Origin of the sequence: Stenotrophomonas maltophilia, assembly GCF_002799245.1 — a bacterium.
Taxonomy (GTDB): Bacteria; Pseudomonadota; Gammaproteobacteria; order Xanthomonadales; family Xanthomonadaceae; genus Stenotrophomonas; species Stenotrophomonas maltophilia_S.
On the sequence record NZ_NEQV01000005.1, the window covers coordinates 501,913 to 521,473 of the forward strand.

Here is a 19,561-nt window from a genome sequence, read left to right on the forward strand (position 1 = left end):
CGTGGATCAGGCGGCCTGCGGCATCCGCAGCGAACGCACCAGCCCGCCGATGTCGACGATCAGGGCGACGCGGCCGTCACCAAGGATGGTGGCGCCGGACACTCCGCCGATGCGACGGTAGTTGTTCTCGATGTTCTTCACGACCACCTGCTGCTGCCCAACCAGTTCGTCCACTTCCAGCGCGATCTTCTGGCCATCGCCTTCAACCACCACCACCAGCGATTCGCTGCCCGGTGCACGGTTGCCGTAGCCGTAGTACTCGCTCAGCGACAGGATTGGCAGGTACTCGCCACGTACGCGCAGTACGCGGCCTTCGCCGGCCATGCTGCGGATGTCTTCGGCTTGCGGCTGCAGCGCCTCAAGCACATAGGCCAGCGGCAGGATCAGGGTTTCACCGGCCACCGCCACGGTCATGCCATCGAGGATGGCCAGGGTCAGCGGCAGGCGGATCAGCGTGCGGGTGCCGGCGCCGAGGCTGCTTTCGATCTGCACCTCGCCCCCCAGTGCCTGGATGTTGCGGCGGACCACGTCCATGCCGACGCCACGCCCGGAGAGGTCGGTGACCGCATCGGCCGTGGAGAAGCCCGGCTGGAAGATCAGGTCCCACACCTGCGAATCGGTCGGGTTGTCCGGCACGGCCAGGCCGCGTTCGTGAGCCTTGGCCAGGATCTTGGCGCGGTCCAGGCCGCGACCGTCGTCGCTGACTTCGATGACGATATGGCCGCCCTGATGCGAGGCCGCCAGCGTGATCGTACCGGTCTCGTCCTTGCCTGCACCGCGACGGATGTCGGGCATTTCCAGGCCGTGGTCGATCGAATTGCGCACCAGGTGCACCAGCGGATCGGCGATCTTCTCGATCAGGCCCTTGTCCAGTTCGGTGCCTTCGCCAACGGTACGCAGGCGCACCTGCTTGCCGAGGCGGCTGGACAGGTCGCGGACCAGGCGCGGGAAGCGGCGGAACACCGCGTCCACCGGCAGCATGCGCACGCCGATCACCGCTTCCTGCAGGTCGCGGGTGTTGCGTTCAAGCTGGTCCAGGCCGGCGAACAGGCTCTCGGCATGGACCGGGTCCAGCGCGTGCGAGACCTGCTTGAGCATGGCCTGGGTGATGACCAGCTCGCCGACCAGGTTGATCAGCGCATCGACCTTGTCGACGCTGACGCGGATCGAGGTTTCCGCCTCCTGGCTGGCACCACCGCTGGCGGCAGGTGCAGCGGGTGCGGCAGGCGCCGATGGGGCCACTGCCGCCGCAGCGGGAGCAGCAGCGGCCGGGGCCTGGGTGGCCAGGCTCGGCGGCGCGGCAGGACGGATGTCCAGCTCGCAGTCGTCCAGCACCCAGGCGAAGGTGTCTTCGATCTTGCTGCGCGGTACCTTGCCGACCAGGCCCAGATCCCACGCCAGGTGGGCTTCGAGGGGATCGAGCTGGGCGAAGCCGGGCAGGCGTTCCATACGCGCGGCGACCTGCAGCGAACCGAGATGTTCCAGTTCGCGGATGATGCGCAGCGGGTCGTTGCCGCTCATGAACAGCGACGGTGCCGGGGTGAAACCGATCTGCCAGGCTTCCGGCGTATCGTCCACCTTGGCTGCGGTGGCAGCCGGGGCGCTGGCTGCGGCCTGGCCGGAAAGAACCGCTTCCAGGCGCGCCTTTACCGCGGCGACCGCGGCCGGATCGGCGGCCTGGCCGTGTTCGGCTTCGCGCAGCAGGGCGCGCAGCACGTCCACCGAGGACAGCATGGCGTCGACGGCGTGCCCTTCCAGTGCCCGCTTCCCGGCGCGCAGCTCATCGAGCAGCGTCTCCAGCACATGGGTCAGGCCGGCGATGGCATCGAAGCCGAAGGTGCCGGCGCCGCCCTTGATCGAATGGGCGGCGCGGAACACCGAATTGATGATCTCCGCGTCCTGCTGCCCCGATTCCAGGGCCAGCAGGCCAGCCTCCATCGCGTCGAGGCCTTCGCGGCTCTCCTCGAAGAAGGTGGCGTGGAAGCGTTGCAGGTCCATGCTCATGGCAGTGGTGGTCCGGAAGCGAAGAGGGGGAGCGGTGCCGGGCGATCAGCCCAGCACTTTCTGCACGGTGGCGACCAGCTGTTCGGGATTGAACGGCTTGACCAGCCAGCCGGTGGCGCCGGCGGCCTTGCCTTCGGACTTCTTGTCGGCGGCTGATTCGGTGGTCAGCATCAGCAGTGGGGTGAACTTGTAGTCCGGCAGCTGGCGCAGTTCGCGGATCAGCGCGATGCCGTCCATGTTCGGCATGTTGACGTCGGTGACCACCGCATTGAAGCGCTGGCCCTTGGCACGACCGAGCGCGACCGCGCCGTCTTCAGCTTCTTCGACGGCAAAACCGGCCGAGGTGAGGGCGAAGGACACCATCTGGCGCATTGACGCCGAATCGTCCACCACCAAGATACGTGCGCTCATGCAGCGTTCTCCACAGATTTCAGGTTGTCATGGGTTACGTCCAGGCCCAGGGCCTGGGTGACGCCCAGCAGGCGCGCGGCGTCACTGAAGGTTGCGGTGCAACCGTGGAAGCCGGTGCCCAGGCCTGCCTCGCGGCGAGCCTGCACGAAGGCACACAGCACCTGCACGGCGGCCGTGTGGATGCGGGCGACCTGGCTGGCATCCAGGGTCAGCTCGCCTGCCTGCTCCACCAGGGGGGCGAGGCGGTTCTTGAGCTCGGTAGTGCTCTCGATGCCGAGATCCCCACCCAGTTCGACAGTGCTCATCGTTGCTCCGGACAAACGGTTCCGTGATCCATAACGGCACCCCGGTGGGGTTCTTTAGGGAAATCGACGCGGTGCCGCGCAGTCGCCATCAAAAAAGGGGACGGAGGGGATTAAGTCGCAAACGCCCGCGCCCGTCCCTGGCTGCCATTGGCAATGGCGACCGCGCAGCGGGGACGTCAGGTGTTGATCCAACCGATCAATTCCTTGCGCCCCTGACAGGCAACGCGTCAGTGCAAAGCGCCGACTCGGCTGGCGGGCAGCAGATCACAGGGACGTTTGCGACTTAATCCCCTCCGTCCCCTTTTTCTTTTCGGGTCAGCTCAACAGCCGGGTGGCGTCGAGCAGGATCATCGGGCGCTGGCTGACCCGGGCCACGCCGCGGAACAGGTCGTTGGAGATCTGGCAGATGCGCGCGGTGTCGGGCGGCTCGATCTGAGAATCGGTGAGGTTGGCGACATCTTCCACCGCAGATACGCGCAGGCCGATGGTCTCGCCGTCTTCTTCCAGCACCACGATGCGGGTCTGTGCGTCGTCCTCGGCGGCGGCCGCGCCCAGGTGCAGGCCCAGATCCATCACCGGGACCACCTGGCCACGCAGGTTCATGATGCCGAGCATGGCTGCGGCGGTGCCACGCAGCGGCAGCAGCGGCACCGGCAGCACCACTTCCTGGACCTTCAGCAGTTCCAGTGCATAGGCCTGGGTGCCGCAGCGCAGGCGCAGCCAGCGCGAGGTGCGTTCGCCGGCGCGACGGTTCTGCGGGTGCGGGCTGCGTGCCGGTTGGTGAGCCTGCGCCTGCAGTTCCTGCCAGGTGCCGGGGCGGTTGCCCGCGGGTGCATCGACGGCGACGCGCGGCGGCGGTGTGGCGGCGGCTGCGGCCGGCGCTGGCGCAGCCCTTGCCGCCGGCGGCGCCACGGGTGCCGCAACCACGGCGGGCGGCGGCGTGGGGACGTCTTCGCCGCCGGCGGCCGCCTCGAAGGCGGCCTGCAGGCCGGGGCTGTCGGTGTGGGCGAGGCGATGGCTGTCCGCCGGATCGGTCTCGTAGATCACTTCGTCCGGAAGATCGTCCCAGGTGGGTTCCGGGCCGGTTTTTGCAACGGCCGCAGCGGGTGCCGGCGCGGTTTCGTGAAGGATCTCATCCGGCAGGTCATCCCAGGTCGGCTCGCGTTCGGTGGCCGCTGCGCTGGCCGGGCCTGGCGCGGCACTACCGGCTGTGGCAGCGGTTTCGAAAGCGGCCTCCAGCGCGGCGTTGTCCTCGCCCGGTGTGGCGGCGGCCGATTCCGTTTCGTAGATCACTTCGGCCGGCAGATCGTCCCAGGTCGGCTCGCGTTCGGTGACCGCTGCGCTGGCCGGGCCTGGCGCGGCACTACCGGCTGTGGCAGCGGTTTCGAAAGCGGCCTCCAGCGCGGCGTTGTCCTCGCCCGGTGTGGCGGCAACGGATTCCGTTTCGTAGATCACTTCGGCCGGCAGGTCATCCCAGGTCGGCTCGCGTTCGGTGGCCGCTTCGATCGCCGGGCATGGCGCGGCACTGGCGGGCGGCGGCACCGCAGGCGGAGCCGTGGCGATCGCCTCGCCCAGCAGTTCGTCCAAGTAATCATCGAGGATGCCGGTGCTGTTCATGCGGCCTGCTCCAGGGCGCGGGCATCCTCGCCGAGGATCCAGTTCAATGCGCGGCGGTAGGCGGCCAGGCCGCGGCCCGGGTAGTCCTCACCGACGCTCGGCAGGGTCAGGCCGGCGGCATTGCTGATGCGGGTGTCGATCGGAATCGCGTCTTCCCACACACGGGTGCCATGACGGTCCTGCATGGTGCGCAGCGATTCATTGCCTGCACGGGTACGACGATCGAACAGGGTCGGCAGGATCGAGATCGGCAGCGGGCGGCGGCGCGAACGCTCGACCATCTCGCCGGTGCGGACCATGCCATCCAGGCCGTGCAGGGCCAGCGGCTCGGCCTGGGTCGGGATGACCAGGCGATCGGCTGCGGCCAGTGCGTTGATCATCAGCAGGCCGAGGGTCGGTGCACAGTCCAGCAGGATGTAGTCGTGCTGGCCCTGATGGCGCGCCAGTGCGTTCTGCAGGGCCAGGCCGAGGCCGGGCTGGTTGGCGCTGCGGCGCTCCAGCGTGGCCAGTGCCGACTGTGCGCAGACGTAGTCCAGGCCATGGATGCTGCTGGCGTGGCACAGGCCGGACAGGTCCGCCGGTGGTGCGCCGAACAGTTCCAGCACGCCGGCCGGCGGCGGATCCACCGGCACGCCGAAGGCGCGGCTGAGCGAGGCATGCGGATCGAGGTCGATCAGCAGCACGCGATGGCCGAGCGCGGCCAGGCCGCGGCCGAGGGCGAGGGTGGTGGTGGTCTTGCCGACTCCGCCCTTCTGGTTGGCGACTGCCCAGATGCGCATCGGATTACTCCTTCATTGCCGGGGGAACGGCGGCGCCGACGCGGCTGCCAGCCGGCACCGGCGGCAACTTCACCGGTGCGATGGGGGAGGTGGGGACGGTGGCCGGAGTTGCGGCGGCCTGTTCGGTAGCAGTGCTTTCAGGGGTGGCAGTGGCGGCGTTCAGGCGCTGGCCGAGCGGGTCCACCGAGTGCGAAGTGTCGGCCAGGATGATGACCATCACCCGTCGGTTGCGGTTGCGGCCCTGCGCGCTGTCGTTCTCTTCGCGTGGGCGGAACTGGCCATAGCCGACCATCGCCAGCCGCGACGGCTGCACGCCCTGGTCGGCGAACAGATGCACCACGCTGGCTGCGCGCCCGGCCGACAGTTCCCAGTTCGACGGGAAGGTGGCGGTGGCGATCGGCACGTTGTCGGTGTGGCCTTCCACGCGCACGCTGTTGGGCACGTCGCGCAGCACCTCGGCCAGGCTGGCCAGGGTCTGCCGTGCATGCACGTCCAGCGCGGCCGAGCCGGTGGGGAACAGGATGTCGCTGTTGATCTCGACCTCGATCCACAGTTCGGTGCGGCGCACGCTGATCATGCCGCGGTCGATCAGCGGCGCGAGTGCGGCGGTGAGGCGGTCGGCGATGCTGTTGAGCTGGCGCTCGGCGCGCGCGATCTGCTCCTGGTTGTGCACCGATACCGGCATGCGCATCTGCGAGGCCATCGACGGCAGCAGGGTCGGGTCGTGCGAGGGCGCCGGTGCGGAGGGGCCGACCTTGGTCCCGGACTTGATCACCGAGGGGCTGTCCCAGCCGCCGCCCTGCACCTGCTTGTTGCCGACCTGCACCGGATTGATCGTGCGCGGTGCGCCACCGAAGGCATCGGTGAGCGCGTCGGCCATGATCCGGTACTTGCCCTCGTTGACCGAGGAGATCGCGTACATGACCACGAAGAAGGCGAGCAGCAGCGTCATCAGGTCGGCATAGGGGATCGCCCATGCTTCGTGGTTGGCGTGCTCTTCGTGGTGCTTGCGGCGGGCCATGTCAGTGCAGGAAGCCGGAGAGGTTGGTTTCGATGTTGCGCGGGTTCTCGCCCTGTGCGATCGAGATCAGGCCTTCGATGACCATTTCGCGGTCACGCGTGTTGTGCGAGATCACGCTCTTGAGCTTGGCGGCGATCGGCAGGAACAGCAGGTTGGCCGAGGCGATGCCGTAGATGGTGGCGGTGAACGCGGCGGCGATGCCGTGGCCGAGCTTGCTCGGGTCGGCCAGGTTCTTCATCACCGCGATCAGGCCGAGCACGGCGCCGATGATGCCGAGCGTCGGTGCGTAGATGCCCATCGCTTCGAAGACCTTGGCACCGGCCTGGTCCTGGTGTTCCTGGCTGCCCAGTTCGATTTCCAGCATGTGCCGCATCGATTCGGGCTCGACACCGTCCACCAGCAGCTGCAGGCCCTTGCGCAGGAACGGGTCCTGCTGCGCTTCCACCTGCGATTCCAGGCCCAGCAGGCCCTGGCGGCGGGCGATGTTGCTCCACTCGACGATCTGCTGGATCAACTCGCGGCGATCGCTGTGCGGCGGGCGCACGACCCAGCGCACGATCCTGAAGGCATGCTTGAACACCGCCGGCGAGGTGTGCAGCAGGATCGCGGCCACGGTGCCGACGATGACGATCACGAACGCCGCAGGCGACCACAACGACGCCAGGCCGGCGCCCTTGAGGATGCTGCCACCGACCAGCGAGGCCAGGGCGAGAAAGAGTCCAATGAGGCTGAGTCTATCCATGGATCCGGTATCGGCTTGTATGAATGGGACTTGAGACACCGGTACGGTCTACTGGTGCGACTTCACAGTTTTTCGGGTTCAGGAAGCGGGTCAGTCGTGCGGGCTGCGCAGGCCGTCCACATCCAGGATCAGGGCCATGCGACCATCGCCGATCAAGGTTGCACCGGCGTAACCGCGCAGGCCGCGCAGGGCTTTTGGCAGCGGCTTGATGACCACTTCCTCGCGCCCGCGCACCTGGTCCACGACCAGGCCGAAGCGCGCTTCACCGGCCTGCAGCACCACGATCGTCAGCAGGGTCGACGCGGCCGGCGTCACATCCAGCCACTGGCGCAGATCGACCAGGGGCAGGGTGTGCGAACGGCGGTCGAGCACGGCGCGGCCATCGAACCAGCCCAGCGAGGTGCGCGGTGCGTGCAGCACTTCCATCACGCGCGCCAACGGCAGCGCGTAGACATCCTCGCCAGCCTGCACCAGCAGGGTCGGCAGGATCGCCAGGGTGAGCGGCACGCGGATCAGGAAGCGGCTGCCGCGGCCCAGCTCCGACTGGATCTGGATCTGGCCACTGAGTTCGCGGATACGCGACTGCACCACGTCCATGCCAACGCCGCGGCCGGAAATATCCGTGACCTGCTGCTTGGTCGAGAAGCCGGGCAGGAACACCAGGTGCAGGCACTCCTCGCTGCTGAGGCGGGCGGCGGCTTCCGGATCGATCAGGCCCTTCTCGCGCGCCTTCGCGCGCAGCTTTTCCGGGTCGATGCCGGCGCCATCGTCCTGCACCTCGATGCTGACGTAGTCGCCTTCCTGCTGCGCCGACAGGCGGACATGGCCCATCCGCGGCTTGCCCTGTGCCTCGCGCAGGTCGGGCATTTCCACGCCGTGGTCGATGGCGTTGCGGACCAGGTGCACCAGCGGGTCGGCCAGTGCCTCGACCAGGTTGCGGTCGAGCTCGGTCTCGGCGCCGATCAGCTCCAGGTCCACTTCCTTCTTCAGCGAGCGGGCGACGTCGCGGGCAACCTTGGGGAAGCGCGAGAACACCTTGCCCACCGGCTGCATGCGGGTACGCATCACCGCCGACTGCAGGCGTGCGGTGGCGATGTCCAGGGTGGACACGGCGCGATCCAGTTCTTCGTCGCGCAGGCGCGCACGCAGGGTCTTGAGCCGGTTGCGCGACAGCACCAGTTCGCCGATCAGGTTGACGATCGCATCCAGGCGCTTGGTGTCCACGCGCACGGTGTGTTCGGCCTCGGCCAGCGGCTTGGCGGCCGGCTTAGCCGCCGCTGCCGCTGCCGGTGGGGCAGCCGGGCGCGGGGCAGCGATCGGTGCCGGTGCCACCGCAGCGGCCGGCGTGGCACCCGGCGCAGCACCACCGTGCAACTGGTCGAGCAGGGCTTCGAATTCGTCTTCGCTGATCAGCCCGTCGTCAGCCTTCTTCGCCGGCGCGACCGCAGTCGGCGCATTGCCGCCATGCAGCTGGTCGAGCAGGGCCTCGAACTCGTCATCGGTGATCAGGTCGCTGCCTGCGGACGCGGGCGCGGCTGCCGCGACCGGTGCAGCGGTGCCCGCCCCGTGCATGTCGAACTGCGCGATCAGGTCCGGCGGCGCATAGCCCGGCTCGGTGCCGGAAGACACCGCGTCCAGCATCGACTGCAGGTAGTCCAGCGATTGCTGGGCCGCGTCGAAGTGGTGGGCCTGCAGCACGGCCTGGCCGGCACGCGCGATGCCCAGCGCTTCTTCGGCGGCGTGGCACAGCTCGACCATGGCGGTGACACCGAGGAAGCCGGCGCCGCCCTTGAGCGTGTGATAGCCACGGAACACTGCATTGAGCTGCTCGGTGTCCTGCGGTGCCTGCTCCAGCGACACCAGCTGTTCGCCGAGGCGATCCAGGATTTCCTGTGCCTCGATGATGAAATCGGCAGTGATGTCGTCGGATACCGCGCTCATGCTTACAGCCCCAGATCCGACAACAGGTCGTCGGCGTCGTTCTGCGAGACCGCGTGGCGGTCCAGTCCCTTCAGTGCCGGCCCGGCCAGTTCCGGGTCGGTGCGATGCTGTTCCGGCGGCAGGCCGAGCGCGCCGAAGCCTTCGTGCACGCGGCGGACGATGCCGACCACGCGACGGATGATCTGCCCGGTCAGGTCCTGGTAGCTCTGCGTCAGGGCGATCTCGGTGAGGTTGTGGCGGATGCGCTCGAGCTGCGCGTCCTGGCCCGGCTGCAGGCCTTCGGCGCGCAGCTGTTCGGTCAGGCTGCGGCATTCCTCGGCCAGGTCCAGGGTGCGGTGGGTGGCCTGTTCGGTCATCGCCACCACGTGGTCCAGGCGCGCGCAGGCATCGTCCAGTTCGCCGGCCTCGCTGGGCACGGTCGGCAGTTCACCCAGCGCCTGTCCCAACTCGCGGGCCAGCCGCGAGAGGCCGCTCATCATCGGCTGCGTGCGCAGCGCGACCAGTCCGTCGATGCGTTGCCGCCACGCGGCTTCGTCACCGGACTCCAATGCGTCCAGGGCTTCCTGCAGGCGCAGGGCGAGGGCGTTCCTGTCGACCGTGGTATCCATCAGGCGCTGGCCGCCAGGCGTTCGAAGATCTTGCCCAGCTTCTCTTCCAGGGTCTGCGCGGTGAACGGCTTGATGATGTAACCATTGACGCCGCTCTGGGCGGCTTCGATGATCTGCTCGCGCTTGGCCTCGGCGGTGACCATCAACACCGGCAGCGTCTTCAGCTTGGCGTCGGCGCGGATCGCCTTGAGCAGCTCGATGCCGGTCATCACCGGCATGTTCCAGTCGGTGACCACGAAGTCGAACGGCTGGCTCTGCAGCAGCGACAGTGCGGCATGCCCGTCCTCGGCTTCGGCGGTGTTGGTGAAGCCCAGATCGCCCAGCAGATTCTTGACGATTCGACGCATGGTCGAGAAGTCGTCGACGATCAGGATGCGCATGTTCTTGTTCAAAGCAGAGTTCCTTTGTTGTTCATTCCGGGCGGCCGGGGGCAGCCGCCTCGGGGATGTTCATTCTTCCAGGCCGGCGTCGACGGCCTCGAATATCTTCAGGCGGCCGCGCAGGCGCAGCACGGCCTGGCCATGGATCTGGCAGACCCGCGACTCGCTCACGCCGAGCACTGCGCCGATCTCCTTCAGGTTCAGCTCCTGCTCGTAGTAGAGCGAGAGCACCAGCTGTTCGCGCTCGGGCAGGTGGCCGATGGCCTTGCCCAGCTCGCGGCCGAATTCGCCGCGCTCCAGCACCTGCTGCGGGGTCGGGCCACCCTGGGCGACCGTGTCCAGCTCGCCCTGGTCTTCGATGCGCGATTCCAGGCTCAGCACCTGGCCGCGGGCCGCGTCTTCCATCAGGCGCAGGTACTCGGGCAGCGGCATCTCCATCGCGGCGGCCACTTCGGTGGCGCTGGCGGCACGGCCGCTGCTCTGTTCCAGGCGGCGGATGGTGGCAGCGGCATCGCGGGCACGGCGGTGCACCGAGCGCGGCACCCAGTCGCCACGGCGGATTTCGTCGATCATCGAGCCGCGGATGCGGATCGAGGCGTAGGTCTCGAACGAGGCCCCCTGATCGGCGTCGTAGCTGCGCGAGGCCTCGATCAGGCCCATCATGCCGGCCTGGATCAGGTCATCGACCTCGACGCTGGCCGGCAGGCGTGCGGCCAGGTGGTGGGCGATGCGCCGCACCAGGTCCGAATGCTGGGCGATGACCTCGTTGGCCGCCGTGCGCTGGACCTCCCGGTACTGGGCTGCGCCTTTCATGCGGCCACCCCGCGCTGCTTGAGGATGCGTTCAAGGAAGAACTCGACGCCACCACGCGGTTCGGTGGGCGCCTGCCAGCGTGCGGTGCGCCGTGCGATCTCGGTGATCGCCAGTGCCGCCGGGCTGGACGGATAGGCCTTCACCACCGGCTGCTGGCGCTGCACCGACAGGCGCAGCCAGTCATCCTGCGGCACGCAGCCCAGGTAGTTCAGCGAGACATCGGCGAGGAATTTTTCGCAGACGCGGGTCAGCTTCTCGTACAGCACGCGGCCTTCGTTGGGGTCGCGCACCATGTTGGCCACCACCTGGATGCGGTCCACGCCGCGTTCGCGCGACAGCACCTTGATCAGCGCGTAGGCGTCGGTGATCGAGGCCGGTTCGTCGCAGACCACCACCACGGTGTCCTGTGCGGCCTGGCAGAAGGTCAGCACGCCATCGGTGATGCCGGCGGCGGTGTCGACCACCATGATGTCCAGTTCGCGCTCCAGCTCGGAGAACACGTTGACCAGGCCGACGTGCTCGGCCGGGGCCAGCTCGGCCATGTGCCGGCGGCCGGATGCGGCCGGGACCACCAGCACGCCGTTCGGGCCCTCGACGATGACGTCGTCCAGCGAGCAGCGCCCGGCGACCAGGTCGGCCAGGGTGAAGGTGGGGTTCAGCCCCAGGATCACGTCGATGTTGGCCAGGCCGAGGTCGGCGTCCAGCAGCAGCGTGCGCTTGCCCATGCCGGCCAGCGCCACGGCCAGGTTGGCCGACACGTTGGTCTTGCCCACGCCGCCCTTGCCGCCGGTCACCGCAATGGTGCGCACAGGGCCGAGCGGCTCGCTGCGGGTGGCCGACAGCGGGAAGGTCTTGGTCAGCTTGGCGTACTCACGCGACGGCATGGTTCAACTCCGGGTTGCAGGGCATATCGGCCGCTCGGCGCAAATCTTCAAGGCGAAGTACAAGATTGGCTGCACTGGCGCGGTGCAGGTCGTCCGGAACGTCCTGGCCATCGGTCACCCAGGTGATCGGCAGGGCGTGGTCCACGGCCACCGACAGGGCGTTGCCGAAGCGGCCGGTCTCGTCCAGCTTGCTCAGCACCAGGCCCTGCAGGTTGGCGGCGCCGAAGCGCCGGACCACTTCGTCCATGTCGCCGAAGCTGGTGTTGGCCGGCAGCACCAGCAGGGTGCGGACCTGGCGGGCGGCACGCAGCCACTGCAGCTGGGCGGCCAGTGCACGGTCGCGCGGGCCCAGCCCGGCGGTGTCGATCAGCACCAGCTTGTAGTCCTTCAGGCGCTCCAGCAGCTGGTCCAGATCGGTGCCGCTGTTGGCCTCGTGCACGGCGATGCCGAGCTGGCGGCCGTAGCCGTACAGCTGTTCGCGGGCACCGATGCGGGTGGTGTCGGTGGTGACCAGGGCCACGTCACGCGGTGCATGCTTCTCGGCGAAGCGCGAGGCCAGCTTGGCGATGGTGGTGGTCTTGCCGGCGCCGGTCGGGCCGACCAGGGCGATCACGCCGCCTTCTTCCAGCGGGTCGACCGGGGCGATCGGCAGCTTGCGCGAGATCAGCCCCAGCATCAGGCCGCGACCGCGGTGGGCTTCGGTCTCCAGCGGGATCTGCATGGCCACGTCGCGGGCCAGGCCGGCGTCGAAGCCGTATTCGTCCATCAGGTCCAGCGCGGTGGCGCGCACCGGGCAGCCACGCAGGCGCTCGTCGGTGAAGCGGTTCATCTCGCGCTCGATCACCTGGCGCATGCCGGCCACTTCCTGGCGCAGCTGGCGGATCTCGGCATCGTCCTGGGCAACCACGGTCAGCACCGGCGCCGGGGCGAGCGTGGGCTCCGGCGCGGTATCGACGATGGCATCGGCCAACGCCGGTTCGCTGGCGGCGTTGGCCGGCTGCGCGTCGGCTGCGGCTACGGTCGGCAGCGGCGGCGGCTGCACCGCCGCCGGCGCACTTTCGTGATGCGCCTGGTGCGGCGGATCGATCTGGAAGCGGGCGCGCTGGGCCGGCACGGTGGCGGCCGGTGCGACGATGGCTTCGGCGAACGGGGCGAAGACCTGTTCCGGCAGTGCCGGTTCGTTGACGGCAGCACGCGCGAGGGTGGCGGCGAAGCCGGTGCTGCCACGGGTCGGCACGATCTCGTCGGCGCTGTCCAGGGTGCGGCCGGTGGCACCGACCGCAGCGCGGGCGAGGGCGGCCACCGCCGAGGTGGTGGCGGCGACCGGTTCCGGCGCCGGGGTGGTGCTGCGGCGGCGGGTGACCGCGGCGATCACCGCGTCGGCGGCGGTGCGCGGCTTGGGTGCCGGCGGCGGTGCGACGTCACGGCGCGAGGCTTCCAGTGCACGCTGCACGGCGCTCTCGTCGTAGTTGGCGGCGGCGACGATCTCGATGCCTTCCTCGATCCGGCGGTTGGACAGGATCACGGCGTCAGGACCATGTTCCTTGCGCACCAGGTTCATGGCCGAGCGCATGTCGGCGGCGACGAATCGTTTGATTTTCATGCTGTGGTCACGGGACGAAGACGGCGGGGTGGCGGTCGGAGAACTCGGGTGGTCGGTGGTCTGCACGGTGCGGGTTCCCCTTGGTATCTGTCTGTTGCGTTGGTTCGTGGGTGGTGTCTGTTTTCTGGCGCATCGGTGGGCGCCGTCAGCTGATCGTTCCGACCAGCTTCAGGCGCTTGTCCTCCGGCACCTCGCTGTAGGCCAGGACCGACAGCGACGGAACGCTGTGGCGGACCAGGCGGGCCAGCGCGGCGCGCACCGGGCCCGGTACCAGCACGACCGCCGGCTCGTTGCGGGCTTCCTGCTTGCTGACACATTCGGCCAGGCTCTGGTGCAGTCGCTCAGCGAGTCCGGGTTCCAGCGCGGCGCCGTTGCCCTGCGTGGACTCCTGCAAGACACGTTCCAATTGCGGGTTGAGGGTGAACACCGGCAGCTCCGCCGACATTCCGGCGATCTCCTGCACGATGAAGCGGCCCAGCGCGGTGCGCACGGCAGCGGTCAGCATGGCCGGGTCCTGGCTGCTGGGAGCATGCTCGACCAGCGATTCGGCGATCTTGCGCAGCTGGCGGATCGGAATGCGCTCGACCAGCAGGTTCTGCAGCACGCGCACCACCGCCGACAGCGGCAGCGCCTTCGGCGTCAGATCTTCGACGAGCTTGGGCGCGCTCTTGGCCAGGTTGGCCAGCAGGTGCTGCACTTCTTCGTGGCCCAGCAGTTCCGGCGCGTGCTCGCGGATCAGGTGCGACAGGTGGGTGGCGACCACGGTGGCCGGGTCGACCACCGTGTAGCCCAGCGTTTCGGCCTGGGCACGCTGGTGCGGCTGGATCCAGGTGGCATCCAGGCCGAACGCGGGGTCCTTGCCGGCGATGCCTTCCAGCGCGCCAAGGGCGCTGCCGGGGTCCAGCGCCAGCTCACGGTCGGGGTGGATCTCGGCGGTGGCCACCGGCACGCCATGCACCAGCACGCGGTAGCCGTTGGCGGGCAGTTCCAGGTTGTCGCGGATGTGAACCGACGGGATCAGGAAACCGACATCCTGGGTCAGCTTGCGGCGCACGCCCTTGATGCGCGCCATCAGTTCGCCGCCCTGGTTGCTGTCCACCAGCGGAATCAGCCGATAGCCGACCTCCAGGCCCAGCGGATCGACCGGGCGCAGTTCGTCCCAGCTCAGTTCGGCGGTCGGCGCCGCTGCGGCCGGGCGGCCCAGTGCATTGAGCGCGGCGGCCTCATTGCCACCGCCCGCGGCATCGGCGGCCGGTGCCTTGCCCTTGCGGTACACCTTCCAGGCGATGAAGCCGAGGATGGCGGACAGCGTCAGGAAAGCGACGTTGGGCATGCCCGGCACCAGGCCGACCACGCCGATGATGCCGGCGGTGATCGCCAGTGCGCGATACTGGCCGAACACCTGGCCGGTCATGGCCTGGGCCATGTCCTGCGAGCGCGAGGCACGGGTAACCAGCATCGCCACCGCGCTGGAGACCAGCAGGGCCGGCAGCTGCGCCACCAGGCCGTCACCGATCGACAGCAGGGTGTAGGTGGCAGCGGCGTCGCCGAACGGCATGCCATGCTGCAGCACGCCCACGGCCAGGCCGCCAAGCATGTTGATGAACAGGATCAGGATGCCGGCGATGGCGTCGCCGCGGATGAACTTGCTGGCACCGTCCATCGCACCGTAGAAGTCGGCTTCCTCGCGGACTTCCTCGCGGCGCAGCTTGGCTTCTTCACGCGTCAGCAAACCGGCGTTGAGATCGGCGTCGATCGCCATCTGCTTGCCGGGCATCGCGTCCAGGATGAAGCGCGCGGTCACTTCCGAGACGCGGCCGGCGCCCTTGGTGATCACCACGAAGTTGATGATGGTCAGGATCGCGAACACCACGATGCCGACCGCGTAGTTGCCGCCGATCACGAATTCGCCGAAGGCGGCGATGACCTTGCCCGCGGCGTCGTGGCCGTTCTGGCCGTTGAGCAGGATGACGCGGGTGGAGGCCACGTTCAGTGCCAGCCGCAGCATGGTGGTGATCAGCAGCACGATCGGGAAGATGGTGAAGTCCAGCGGGCGCTTCACGTAGACCACCGCCAGCAGCACCATCAGCGAGATGGCGATGTTGAAGGTGAACAGCGCATCCAGCACCGGCGCGGCCAGCGGCACCACCACCATGGCCAGCAGGGCCAGCACGATCAGCGGCGCGCCAAGGCCCTGGCGGATCATTTCCAGGGCGCGGCGGGTGTTGAACCCGGTGGAGGGCTGGGCGCTCACGGGCGGCCTCCCTTGCCGAATTCATCCACCTGGATGTGCGGGGCGTCCGGCATCGGGCCAGTGCGCCAGGCGCGCAGCTGGTAGACGTAGGACAGGACCTGGGCGACGGCCGAATACAGTCTCACGGGGATTTCCTTTCCGAGTTGGCCTTCCCGATACAAGGCGCGTGCCAAAGGCGGGGCGGAGACGATCGCCACCTTGTTGCCGTCGGCCACCTCACGGATGCGCAGGGCGGTCTCGTCCACGCCCAGGGCGACCACGGTGGGGGCATTCATGGCGCCGCCCTCGTACTTCAGGGCCACTGCGTAGTGGGTGGGGTTGACCACCACCACGTCGGCGGTGGGCACCGCTTCCATCATCCGGCGGTTGGCCATCTGCTGCTGCAGCTGGCGGATGCGGCCCTTCACCTCCGGGCTGCCCTCGCTTTCCTTCATTTCCCGGCGCAGCTCTTCACGGGTCATCTTCAGCTTGCGCATCCAGTTCCAGCGCTGGTAGGGGGCATCGATGGCGGCCAGCACCAGCATCGCGCCGGCGGTGGCCAGCAGCAGGCGCAGGGTGAAGCCCAGGCCGTCGGTGATGGCGGTTTCCAGCGGGTGGTGGATCAGCCCGCGCAGGGTGTCGAAGCCGGTCCACACCACCAGCCCGGCGGCCACGCCGACGAAGGCCACGCGCAGCAGCGACTTGGTGAACTCGGCGATGGCCTCGGGGCCATACAGGCGCTTGAGCCCGCTCATCGGGTTCATGCGGTTGATGTCGGGCAGCAACGCCTTCTGCGACCAGCGCAGGCCACCCATCACCAGCGGTGCGACGAAGCTGGCCAGCAGGCAGACCAGCACCAGCGGTGCGATCACCAGCATGAACTGCAGCAGCAGGTCGCCGAAGTGGCCGAACAGTTCCTTCGGGTTCTGCCGCAGGCTCTGTTCGGGGCTGAGCGCGTGCTTCATCCAGGCGCTGGCGCCACGGCCGATCGAACCGCTCATGGCCATCACCGCCAGCACGCTGGCGCCGAACACGGCGGCGGTGCCGAGTTCGCGCGAGCGCGGCAGGTTGCCCTGTTCACGGGCGTCGCGCAGGCGTTTTTCGGTAGGTTGTTCGGTCTTTTCGCCGGCGGATTCGTTCTCGGACATCACGGGCACTGCGGCAGGGAATGCCGGGGTGCGTGCAAGAACCGTTCCGTGATGGATTGTTGCCTACTGAGGAGCTGGCATTTGTAGAGCCGAGCCCATGCTCGGCTGCCTTTGGCTCGGGCGCGAAGCGCAGCCGAGCGTGGGCTCGGCTCTACAGGAGCGCTGATGCCGGGCAGGGCGTGGATGTAGCGGGGTACGGCGTTGTAGAGCCGAGCCGATGCTCGGCTGCCTTTGGCTCAGGCGCGAGGAGCAGCCGAGCGTGGGCTCGGCTCTACAGGAGCGCTGATGCCGGGCAGGGCGTGGATGTAGCGGGGTACGGCGTTGTAGAGCCGAGCCGATGCTCGGCTGCCTTTGGCTCGGGCGCGAGGAGCAGCCGAGCGTGGGCTCGGCTCTACAGGAGCGCTGATGCCGGGCAGGGCGTGGATGTGCCGGGGACGGCGTTGTAGAGCCGAGCCGATGCTCGGCTGCCTTTGGCTCAGGTGCGAGGAGCAGCCGAGCGTGGGCTCGGCTCTACAGGAGCGCTGATGCCGGGCAGGGCGTGGATGTGCCGGGGTACGGCGTTGTAGAGCCGAGCCGATGCTCGGCTGCCTTTGGCTCAGGTGCGAGGAGCAGCCGAGCGTGGGCTCGGCTCTACAAGGGAGCGCTGTCGCTGGGTGGCGGGCTCTGCGCCAGTTCCATCCGCGGCCGGGGCAGGTCATGCAGCTGCATGAAGCGGGCAGCGTCGACCGGGCGGCCGAGCAGGTACCCCTGCAGGAAGTCGCAGCCCAGGCGCTCCAGGTAGGCGCGCTGCGCAGCGGTCTCCACGCCCTCGGCCACGATGTCCATGTCCAGCGCATGGCCCAGCGCCACGATCGCCGAGACGATCACCACGTCCTCGGCACTGTGTTCCAGGTCGCGCACGAAGGCATGGTCGATCTTGATCTCGGTGGCCGGCAGCCGCTTCAGGTACAGCAGGCTGGAATAGCCGGTTCCGAAATCATCGATGGAGATGCCCACGCCCAGTGCGGACAGGGCCTGCAGCAGGCGCAGGCTGGTGTCGGTATCGCGCATGACGGTGCTTTCGGTGATTTCCAGCACCAGGTGGCGCGGGGGGATGCCATAGCGCTCGATCACCTCGCGCACATCGTGCAGCAGGTGCGGCGAGCTGAACTGCACCGGCGACAGGTTCACCGACATCGACCAGCCGTCATGCCCGGCGTCGTGCCAGCGCCGCAGCTGCTGGCAGGCCTGGTCCAGCGCCCAGCGGCCGATTTCGTTGATCGCACCGCTGCGCTCGGCCAGGCGGATGAAGCGGTCGGGGGGAATCAGGCCCTGTTCCGGATGGCGCCAACGGATCAGTGCCTCGGCACCGGCCACCTTCTGCGTGGCCACGCGGATCTTCGGCTGGTAGTGCAGGAACAGCTGCTCGCTGCCGATGGCGCGGCGCAGGTCGGCCAGCAGCCGGAACTGCTGCTCGGCACTGTCGTTCATCCAGTCGGAAAACAGCACGAAGGCGTTGCGTCCGGATTCCTTGGCCTGGTACATCGCCGCATCGGCGAAGGCCATCAGCTGGCGCTCGCTGGCAGCGTGGTCCGGGCAGATCGCCACGCCGATGCTGGCCGTCACCTGCAGTTCGTTGTCCGCCAGCAACGGGCCGCTGCCCACCGCCTGCAGGATGCGACGGGCCAGGGTCGGCAGGTCCTCGTCGCGCTCGATGCGCACCACCAGCACGAACTCGTCACCGCCCAGGCGTGCCAGCAGGTCGTGCGGGCGCAGCAGCTGGCGGGTGCGCTCGGCCACAGCCACCAGCAGCGCGTCGCCGGCCTGATGGCCATAGGCATCATTGACCTGCTTGAAGCCGTCCAGGTCCATGAACATCACCGCGAAGCGGTTGCCCCCTTGTTCGGCCTCGGCCAGCGCCTGCACGATGCGCCGCTGCAGCAGCAGGCGGTTGGGCAGGCGGGTGAGCGGGTCGTGCAGCGCGGCCTGGGTCAGTTCCTGCTGGGCATCGGTCAACGAGGTGCTCAGCATCGAGTTGCGCAGCCGCAGCAGCTGCGCCTCCACCCGCTGGTCCAGCCACGAGACCACCAGCACCACCGCCAGGATCGCCACGGTCAGCACCACCACCAGCATCGCCAGCCATTCGCTCTGCAGGCCATCGCCGACGGCGGCGCCACAGATGCTGCCCTCCGGGAAACGCGCGGCGGCCATGCCGGTGTAATGCATGCCGACGATGGCCAGGCCAAGCAGGCCCGCCGCCGCCAGGCGATCACCGATGCGGGTGCGCTGTGCGCGCAGGCGGAACGCCACGTACAACGCGGTCCAGGAGGCGGCCACCGCCACCATCAGCGAGAACAGCAGCCAACCCGGGTCATAGTCGATGCCCGGCTGCATGCGCATTGCTGCCATGCCGACGTAATGCATGCCGGCAATGCCGGTGCCCATCAGCAGGGCACCGCCGGCCAGCCGCGGATGGGGCAGGGTACGCAGCGAGACCAGCCACAGCGCGAACACCGACGAGGCGATGGCAAGTGCGAGCGAGAGCAGGGTGATCGGAAGGTCGTAGCCCAACGGGATGGGCAGGTCGAAGGCCAGCATGCCGATGAAGTGCATCGACCAGATGCCCAGGCCCATGGCAAAGCCGCCCCCCAGGCGCCACCACCAGGCCGCGCCCCGGCCCGGGGCGGTAACCGTGCGCCCGGCCATCGCCAGCGCGGTGTACGAAGCCATCACGGCGACCAGCAGCGAAATCGCCACCAGCCACGGGTTGTACGTGCCTACCAGCATTCGTCAGTCTCCCGGACCTGCCTGTCGACGGAAACCACGGTGGGGCATGCATGAGGCAGGCCAGCGCGGAAAGGCGCCGGCCAGGTGCGGCGTCCCCCTGGGCGCCACGCATTCACTCTAACGCGCAGACCGGGGGGGACGGCAATCAGCAAAGCGTGAAAGCCCGTGCCCCTTTGTAGAGCCGAGATCCTATGTTCGAGATCAAGCCTGCTGGAAGCAGGCTTGACCCACTTTCAGCATGGTCGGATCGAACTCCCGGCCGCTCTTGAAGACGCCCCAGGCAATCCTGGCCAGCTTTCTGGCCAG

The 19,561-nt window shown here is 68.5% G+C and carries 16 protein-coding genes and 1 pseudogene; all 17 read right to left on the minus strand.

The window, feature by feature from the left end; translation table 11 throughout:
- Positions 1–6: 6 nt before the first annotated feature.
- A complete protein-coding gene (locus B9Y64_RS17130) occupies positions 7–2,004 on the minus strand; it encodes a chemotaxis protein CheA (protein ID WP_100441738.1) in 1,998 nt (665 codons plus the stop codon).
- A 45-nt stretch (positions 2,005–2,049) separates the two neighbouring features.
- Entirely contained in the window at positions 2,050–2,415 is a 366-nt protein-coding gene (locus tag B9Y64_RS17135; RefSeq protein ID WP_005409521.1) for a response regulator, read from the minus strand.
- Positions 2,412–2,720 (minus strand): STAS domain-containing protein, encoded by a 309-nt coding sequence (locus tag B9Y64_RS17140; protein WP_061478730.1) that lies wholly within the window; start codon positions 2,718–2,720, stop codon positions 2,412–2,414. The genes B9Y64_RS17135 and B9Y64_RS17140 overlap by 4 nt, the downstream gene beginning before the upstream one ends.
- Before the next feature lie 315 nt (positions 2,721–3,035).
- Positions 3,036–4,337, minus strand: a complete 1,302-nt coding sequence (locus B9Y64_RS17145; protein WP_100441739.1) for a chemotaxis protein CheW — start codon at positions 4,335–4,337, stop codon at positions 3,036–3,038.
- Positions 4,334–5,116, minus strand: coding sequence for a ParA family protein (locus B9Y64_RS17150; RefSeq protein WP_100441740.1), 783 nt, complete (start codon positions 5,114–5,116; stop codon positions 4,334–4,336). Before B9Y64_RS17150 ends, B9Y64_RS17145 begins: the two co-directional genes overlap by 4 nt.
- A 4-nt stretch (positions 5,117–5,120) precedes the next feature.
- Positions 5,121–6,137 (minus strand): flagellar motor protein MotD, encoded by a 1,017-nt coding sequence (motD, locus tag B9Y64_RS17155; RefSeq protein ID WP_100441741.1) that lies wholly within the window; start codon positions 6,135–6,137, stop codon positions 5,121–5,123.
- Between the two features lies 1 nt (position 6,138).
- Positions 6,139–6,879 (minus strand): flagellar motor protein, encoded by a 741-nt coding sequence (locus B9Y64_RS17160; protein ID WP_100441742.1) that lies wholly within the window; start codon positions 6,877–6,879, stop codon positions 6,139–6,141.
- A gap of 90 nt (positions 6,880–6,969) precedes the next feature.
- Positions 6,970–8,820 (minus strand): chemotaxis protein CheA, encoded by a 1,851-nt coding sequence (locus B9Y64_RS17165; RefSeq protein WP_100441743.1) that lies wholly within the window; start codon positions 8,818–8,820, stop codon positions 6,970–6,972.
- Positions 8,821–8,822: 2 nt separating this feature from the next.
- On the minus strand, positions 8,823–9,428 hold the full coding sequence (locus tag B9Y64_RS17170) for a protein phosphatase CheZ (RefSeq protein WP_049465790.1): 606 nt from the start codon (positions 9,426–9,428) through the stop codon (positions 8,823–8,825).
- Positions 9,428–9,820: a chemotaxis response regulator CheY gene (gene cheY, locus B9Y64_RS17175; RefSeq protein WP_006365466.1), complete on the minus strand. Its 393-nt coding sequence runs from the start codon at positions 9,818–9,820 to the stop codon at positions 9,428–9,430. Before cheY ends, B9Y64_RS17170 begins: the two co-directional genes overlap by 1 nt.
- A gap of 57 nt (positions 9,821–9,877) precedes the next feature.
- Complete coding sequence (locus B9Y64_RS17180; protein WP_100441744.1) at positions 9,878–10,621, minus strand: RNA polymerase sigma factor FliA; 744 nt, start codon at positions 10,619–10,621, stop codon at positions 9,878–9,880.
- A complete protein-coding gene (locus tag B9Y64_RS17185) occupies positions 10,618–11,505 on the minus strand; it encodes a MinD/ParA family ATP-binding protein (protein WP_005409532.1) in 888 nt (295 codons plus the stop codon). Before B9Y64_RS17185 ends, B9Y64_RS17180 begins: the two co-directional genes overlap by 4 nt.
- Positions 11,492–13,108 carry a flagellar biosynthesis protein FlhF gene (gene flhF, locus B9Y64_RS17190; protein WP_100441745.1) on the minus strand — a complete coding sequence of 539 codons (1,617 nt, stop codon included), beginning with the start codon at positions 13,106–13,108 and terminating at the stop codon, positions 11,492–11,494. Before flhF ends, B9Y64_RS17185 begins: the two co-directional genes overlap by 14 nt.
- A 145-nt stretch (positions 13,109–13,253) precedes the next feature.
- Positions 13,254–15,314, minus strand: a complete 2,061-nt coding sequence (gene flhA / locus B9Y64_RS17195) for a flagellar biosynthesis protein FlhA (protein ID WP_202909077.1) — start codon at positions 15,312–15,314, stop codon at positions 13,254–13,256.
- Between the two features lie 44 nt (positions 15,315–15,358).
- Entirely contained in the window at positions 15,359–16,489 is a 1,131-nt protein-coding gene (flhB, locus tag B9Y64_RS17200; protein WP_100441747.1) for a flagellar biosynthesis protein FlhB, read from the minus strand.
- Positions 16,490–17,119: 630 nt separating this feature from the next.
- Positions 17,120–19,255, minus strand: coding sequence for a putative bifunctional diguanylate cyclase/phosphodiesterase (locus B9Y64_RS17205; protein WP_100441748.1), 2,136 nt, complete (start codon positions 19,253–19,255; stop codon positions 17,120–17,122).
- Positions 19,256–19,456: 201 nt separating this feature from the next.
- Positions 19,457–19,561: pseudogene (locus B9Y64_RS22585) on the minus strand (IS110 family transposase); the annotation flags it as partial.

Excerpts from the sequence above, each read along its gene's own strand:
- B9Y64_RS17165 (WP_100441743.1), bottom strand. The coding sequence starts at position 8,820 with ATGAGCGCGGTATCCGACGACATCACTGCCGATTTCATCATCGAGGCA.
- flhF (WP_100441745.1), bottom strand. The coding sequence starts at position 13,108 with ATGAAAATCAAACGATTCGTCGCCGCCGACATGCGCTCGGCCATGAAC.
- B9Y64_RS17185 (WP_005409532.1), bottom strand. The coding sequence starts at position 11,505 with ATGCCGTCGCGTGAGTACGCCAAGCTGACCAAGACCTTCCCGCTGTCG.
- flhA (WP_202909077.1), bottom strand. The coding sequence starts at position 15,314 with ATGATCCGCCAGGGCCTTGGCGCGCCGCTGATCGTGCTGGCCCTGCTG.
- B9Y64_RS17130 (WP_100441738.1), bottom strand. The coding sequence starts at position 2,004 with ATGAGCATGGACCTGCAACGCTTCCACGCCACCTTCTTCGAGGAGAGC.
- B9Y64_RS17140 (WP_061478730.1), bottom strand. The coding sequence starts at position 2,720 with ATGAGCACTGTCGAACTGGGTGGGGATCTCGGCATCGAGAGCACTACC.
- B9Y64_RS17160 (WP_100441742.1), bottom strand. The coding sequence starts at position 6,879 with ATGGATAGACTCAGCCTCATTGGACTCTTTCTCGCCCTGGCCTCGCTG.
- B9Y64_RS17150 (WP_100441740.1), bottom strand. The coding sequence starts at position 5,116 with ATGCGCATCTGGGCAGTCGCCAACCAGAAGGGCGGAGTCGGCAAGACC.
- B9Y64_RS17205 (WP_100441748.1), bottom strand. The coding sequence starts at position 19,255 with ATGCTGGTAGGCACGTACAACCCGTGGCTGGTGGCGATTTCGCTGCTG.
- B9Y64_RS17180 (WP_100441744.1), bottom strand. The coding sequence starts at position 10,621 with ATGAAAGGCGCAGCCCAGTACCGGGAGGTCCAGCGCACGGCGGCCAAC.
- flhB (WP_100441747.1), bottom strand. The coding sequence starts at position 16,489 with ATGTCCGAGAACGAATCCGCCGGCGAAAAGACCGAACAACCTACCGAA.
- B9Y64_RS17135 (WP_005409521.1), bottom strand. The coding sequence starts at position 2,415 with ATGAGCGCACGTATCTTGGTGGTGGACGATTCGGCGTCAATGCGCCAG.
- B9Y64_RS17170 (WP_049465790.1), bottom strand. The coding sequence starts at position 9,428 with ATGGATACCACGGTCGACAGGAACGCCCTCGCCCTGCGCCTGCAGGAA.
- B9Y64_RS17145 (WP_100441739.1), bottom strand. The coding sequence starts at position 4,337 with ATGAACAGCACCGGCATCCTCGATGATTACTTGGACGAACTGCTGGGC.
- motD (WP_100441741.1), bottom strand. The coding sequence starts at position 6,137 with ATGGCCCGCCGCAAGCACCACGAAGAGCACGCCAACCACGAAGCATGG.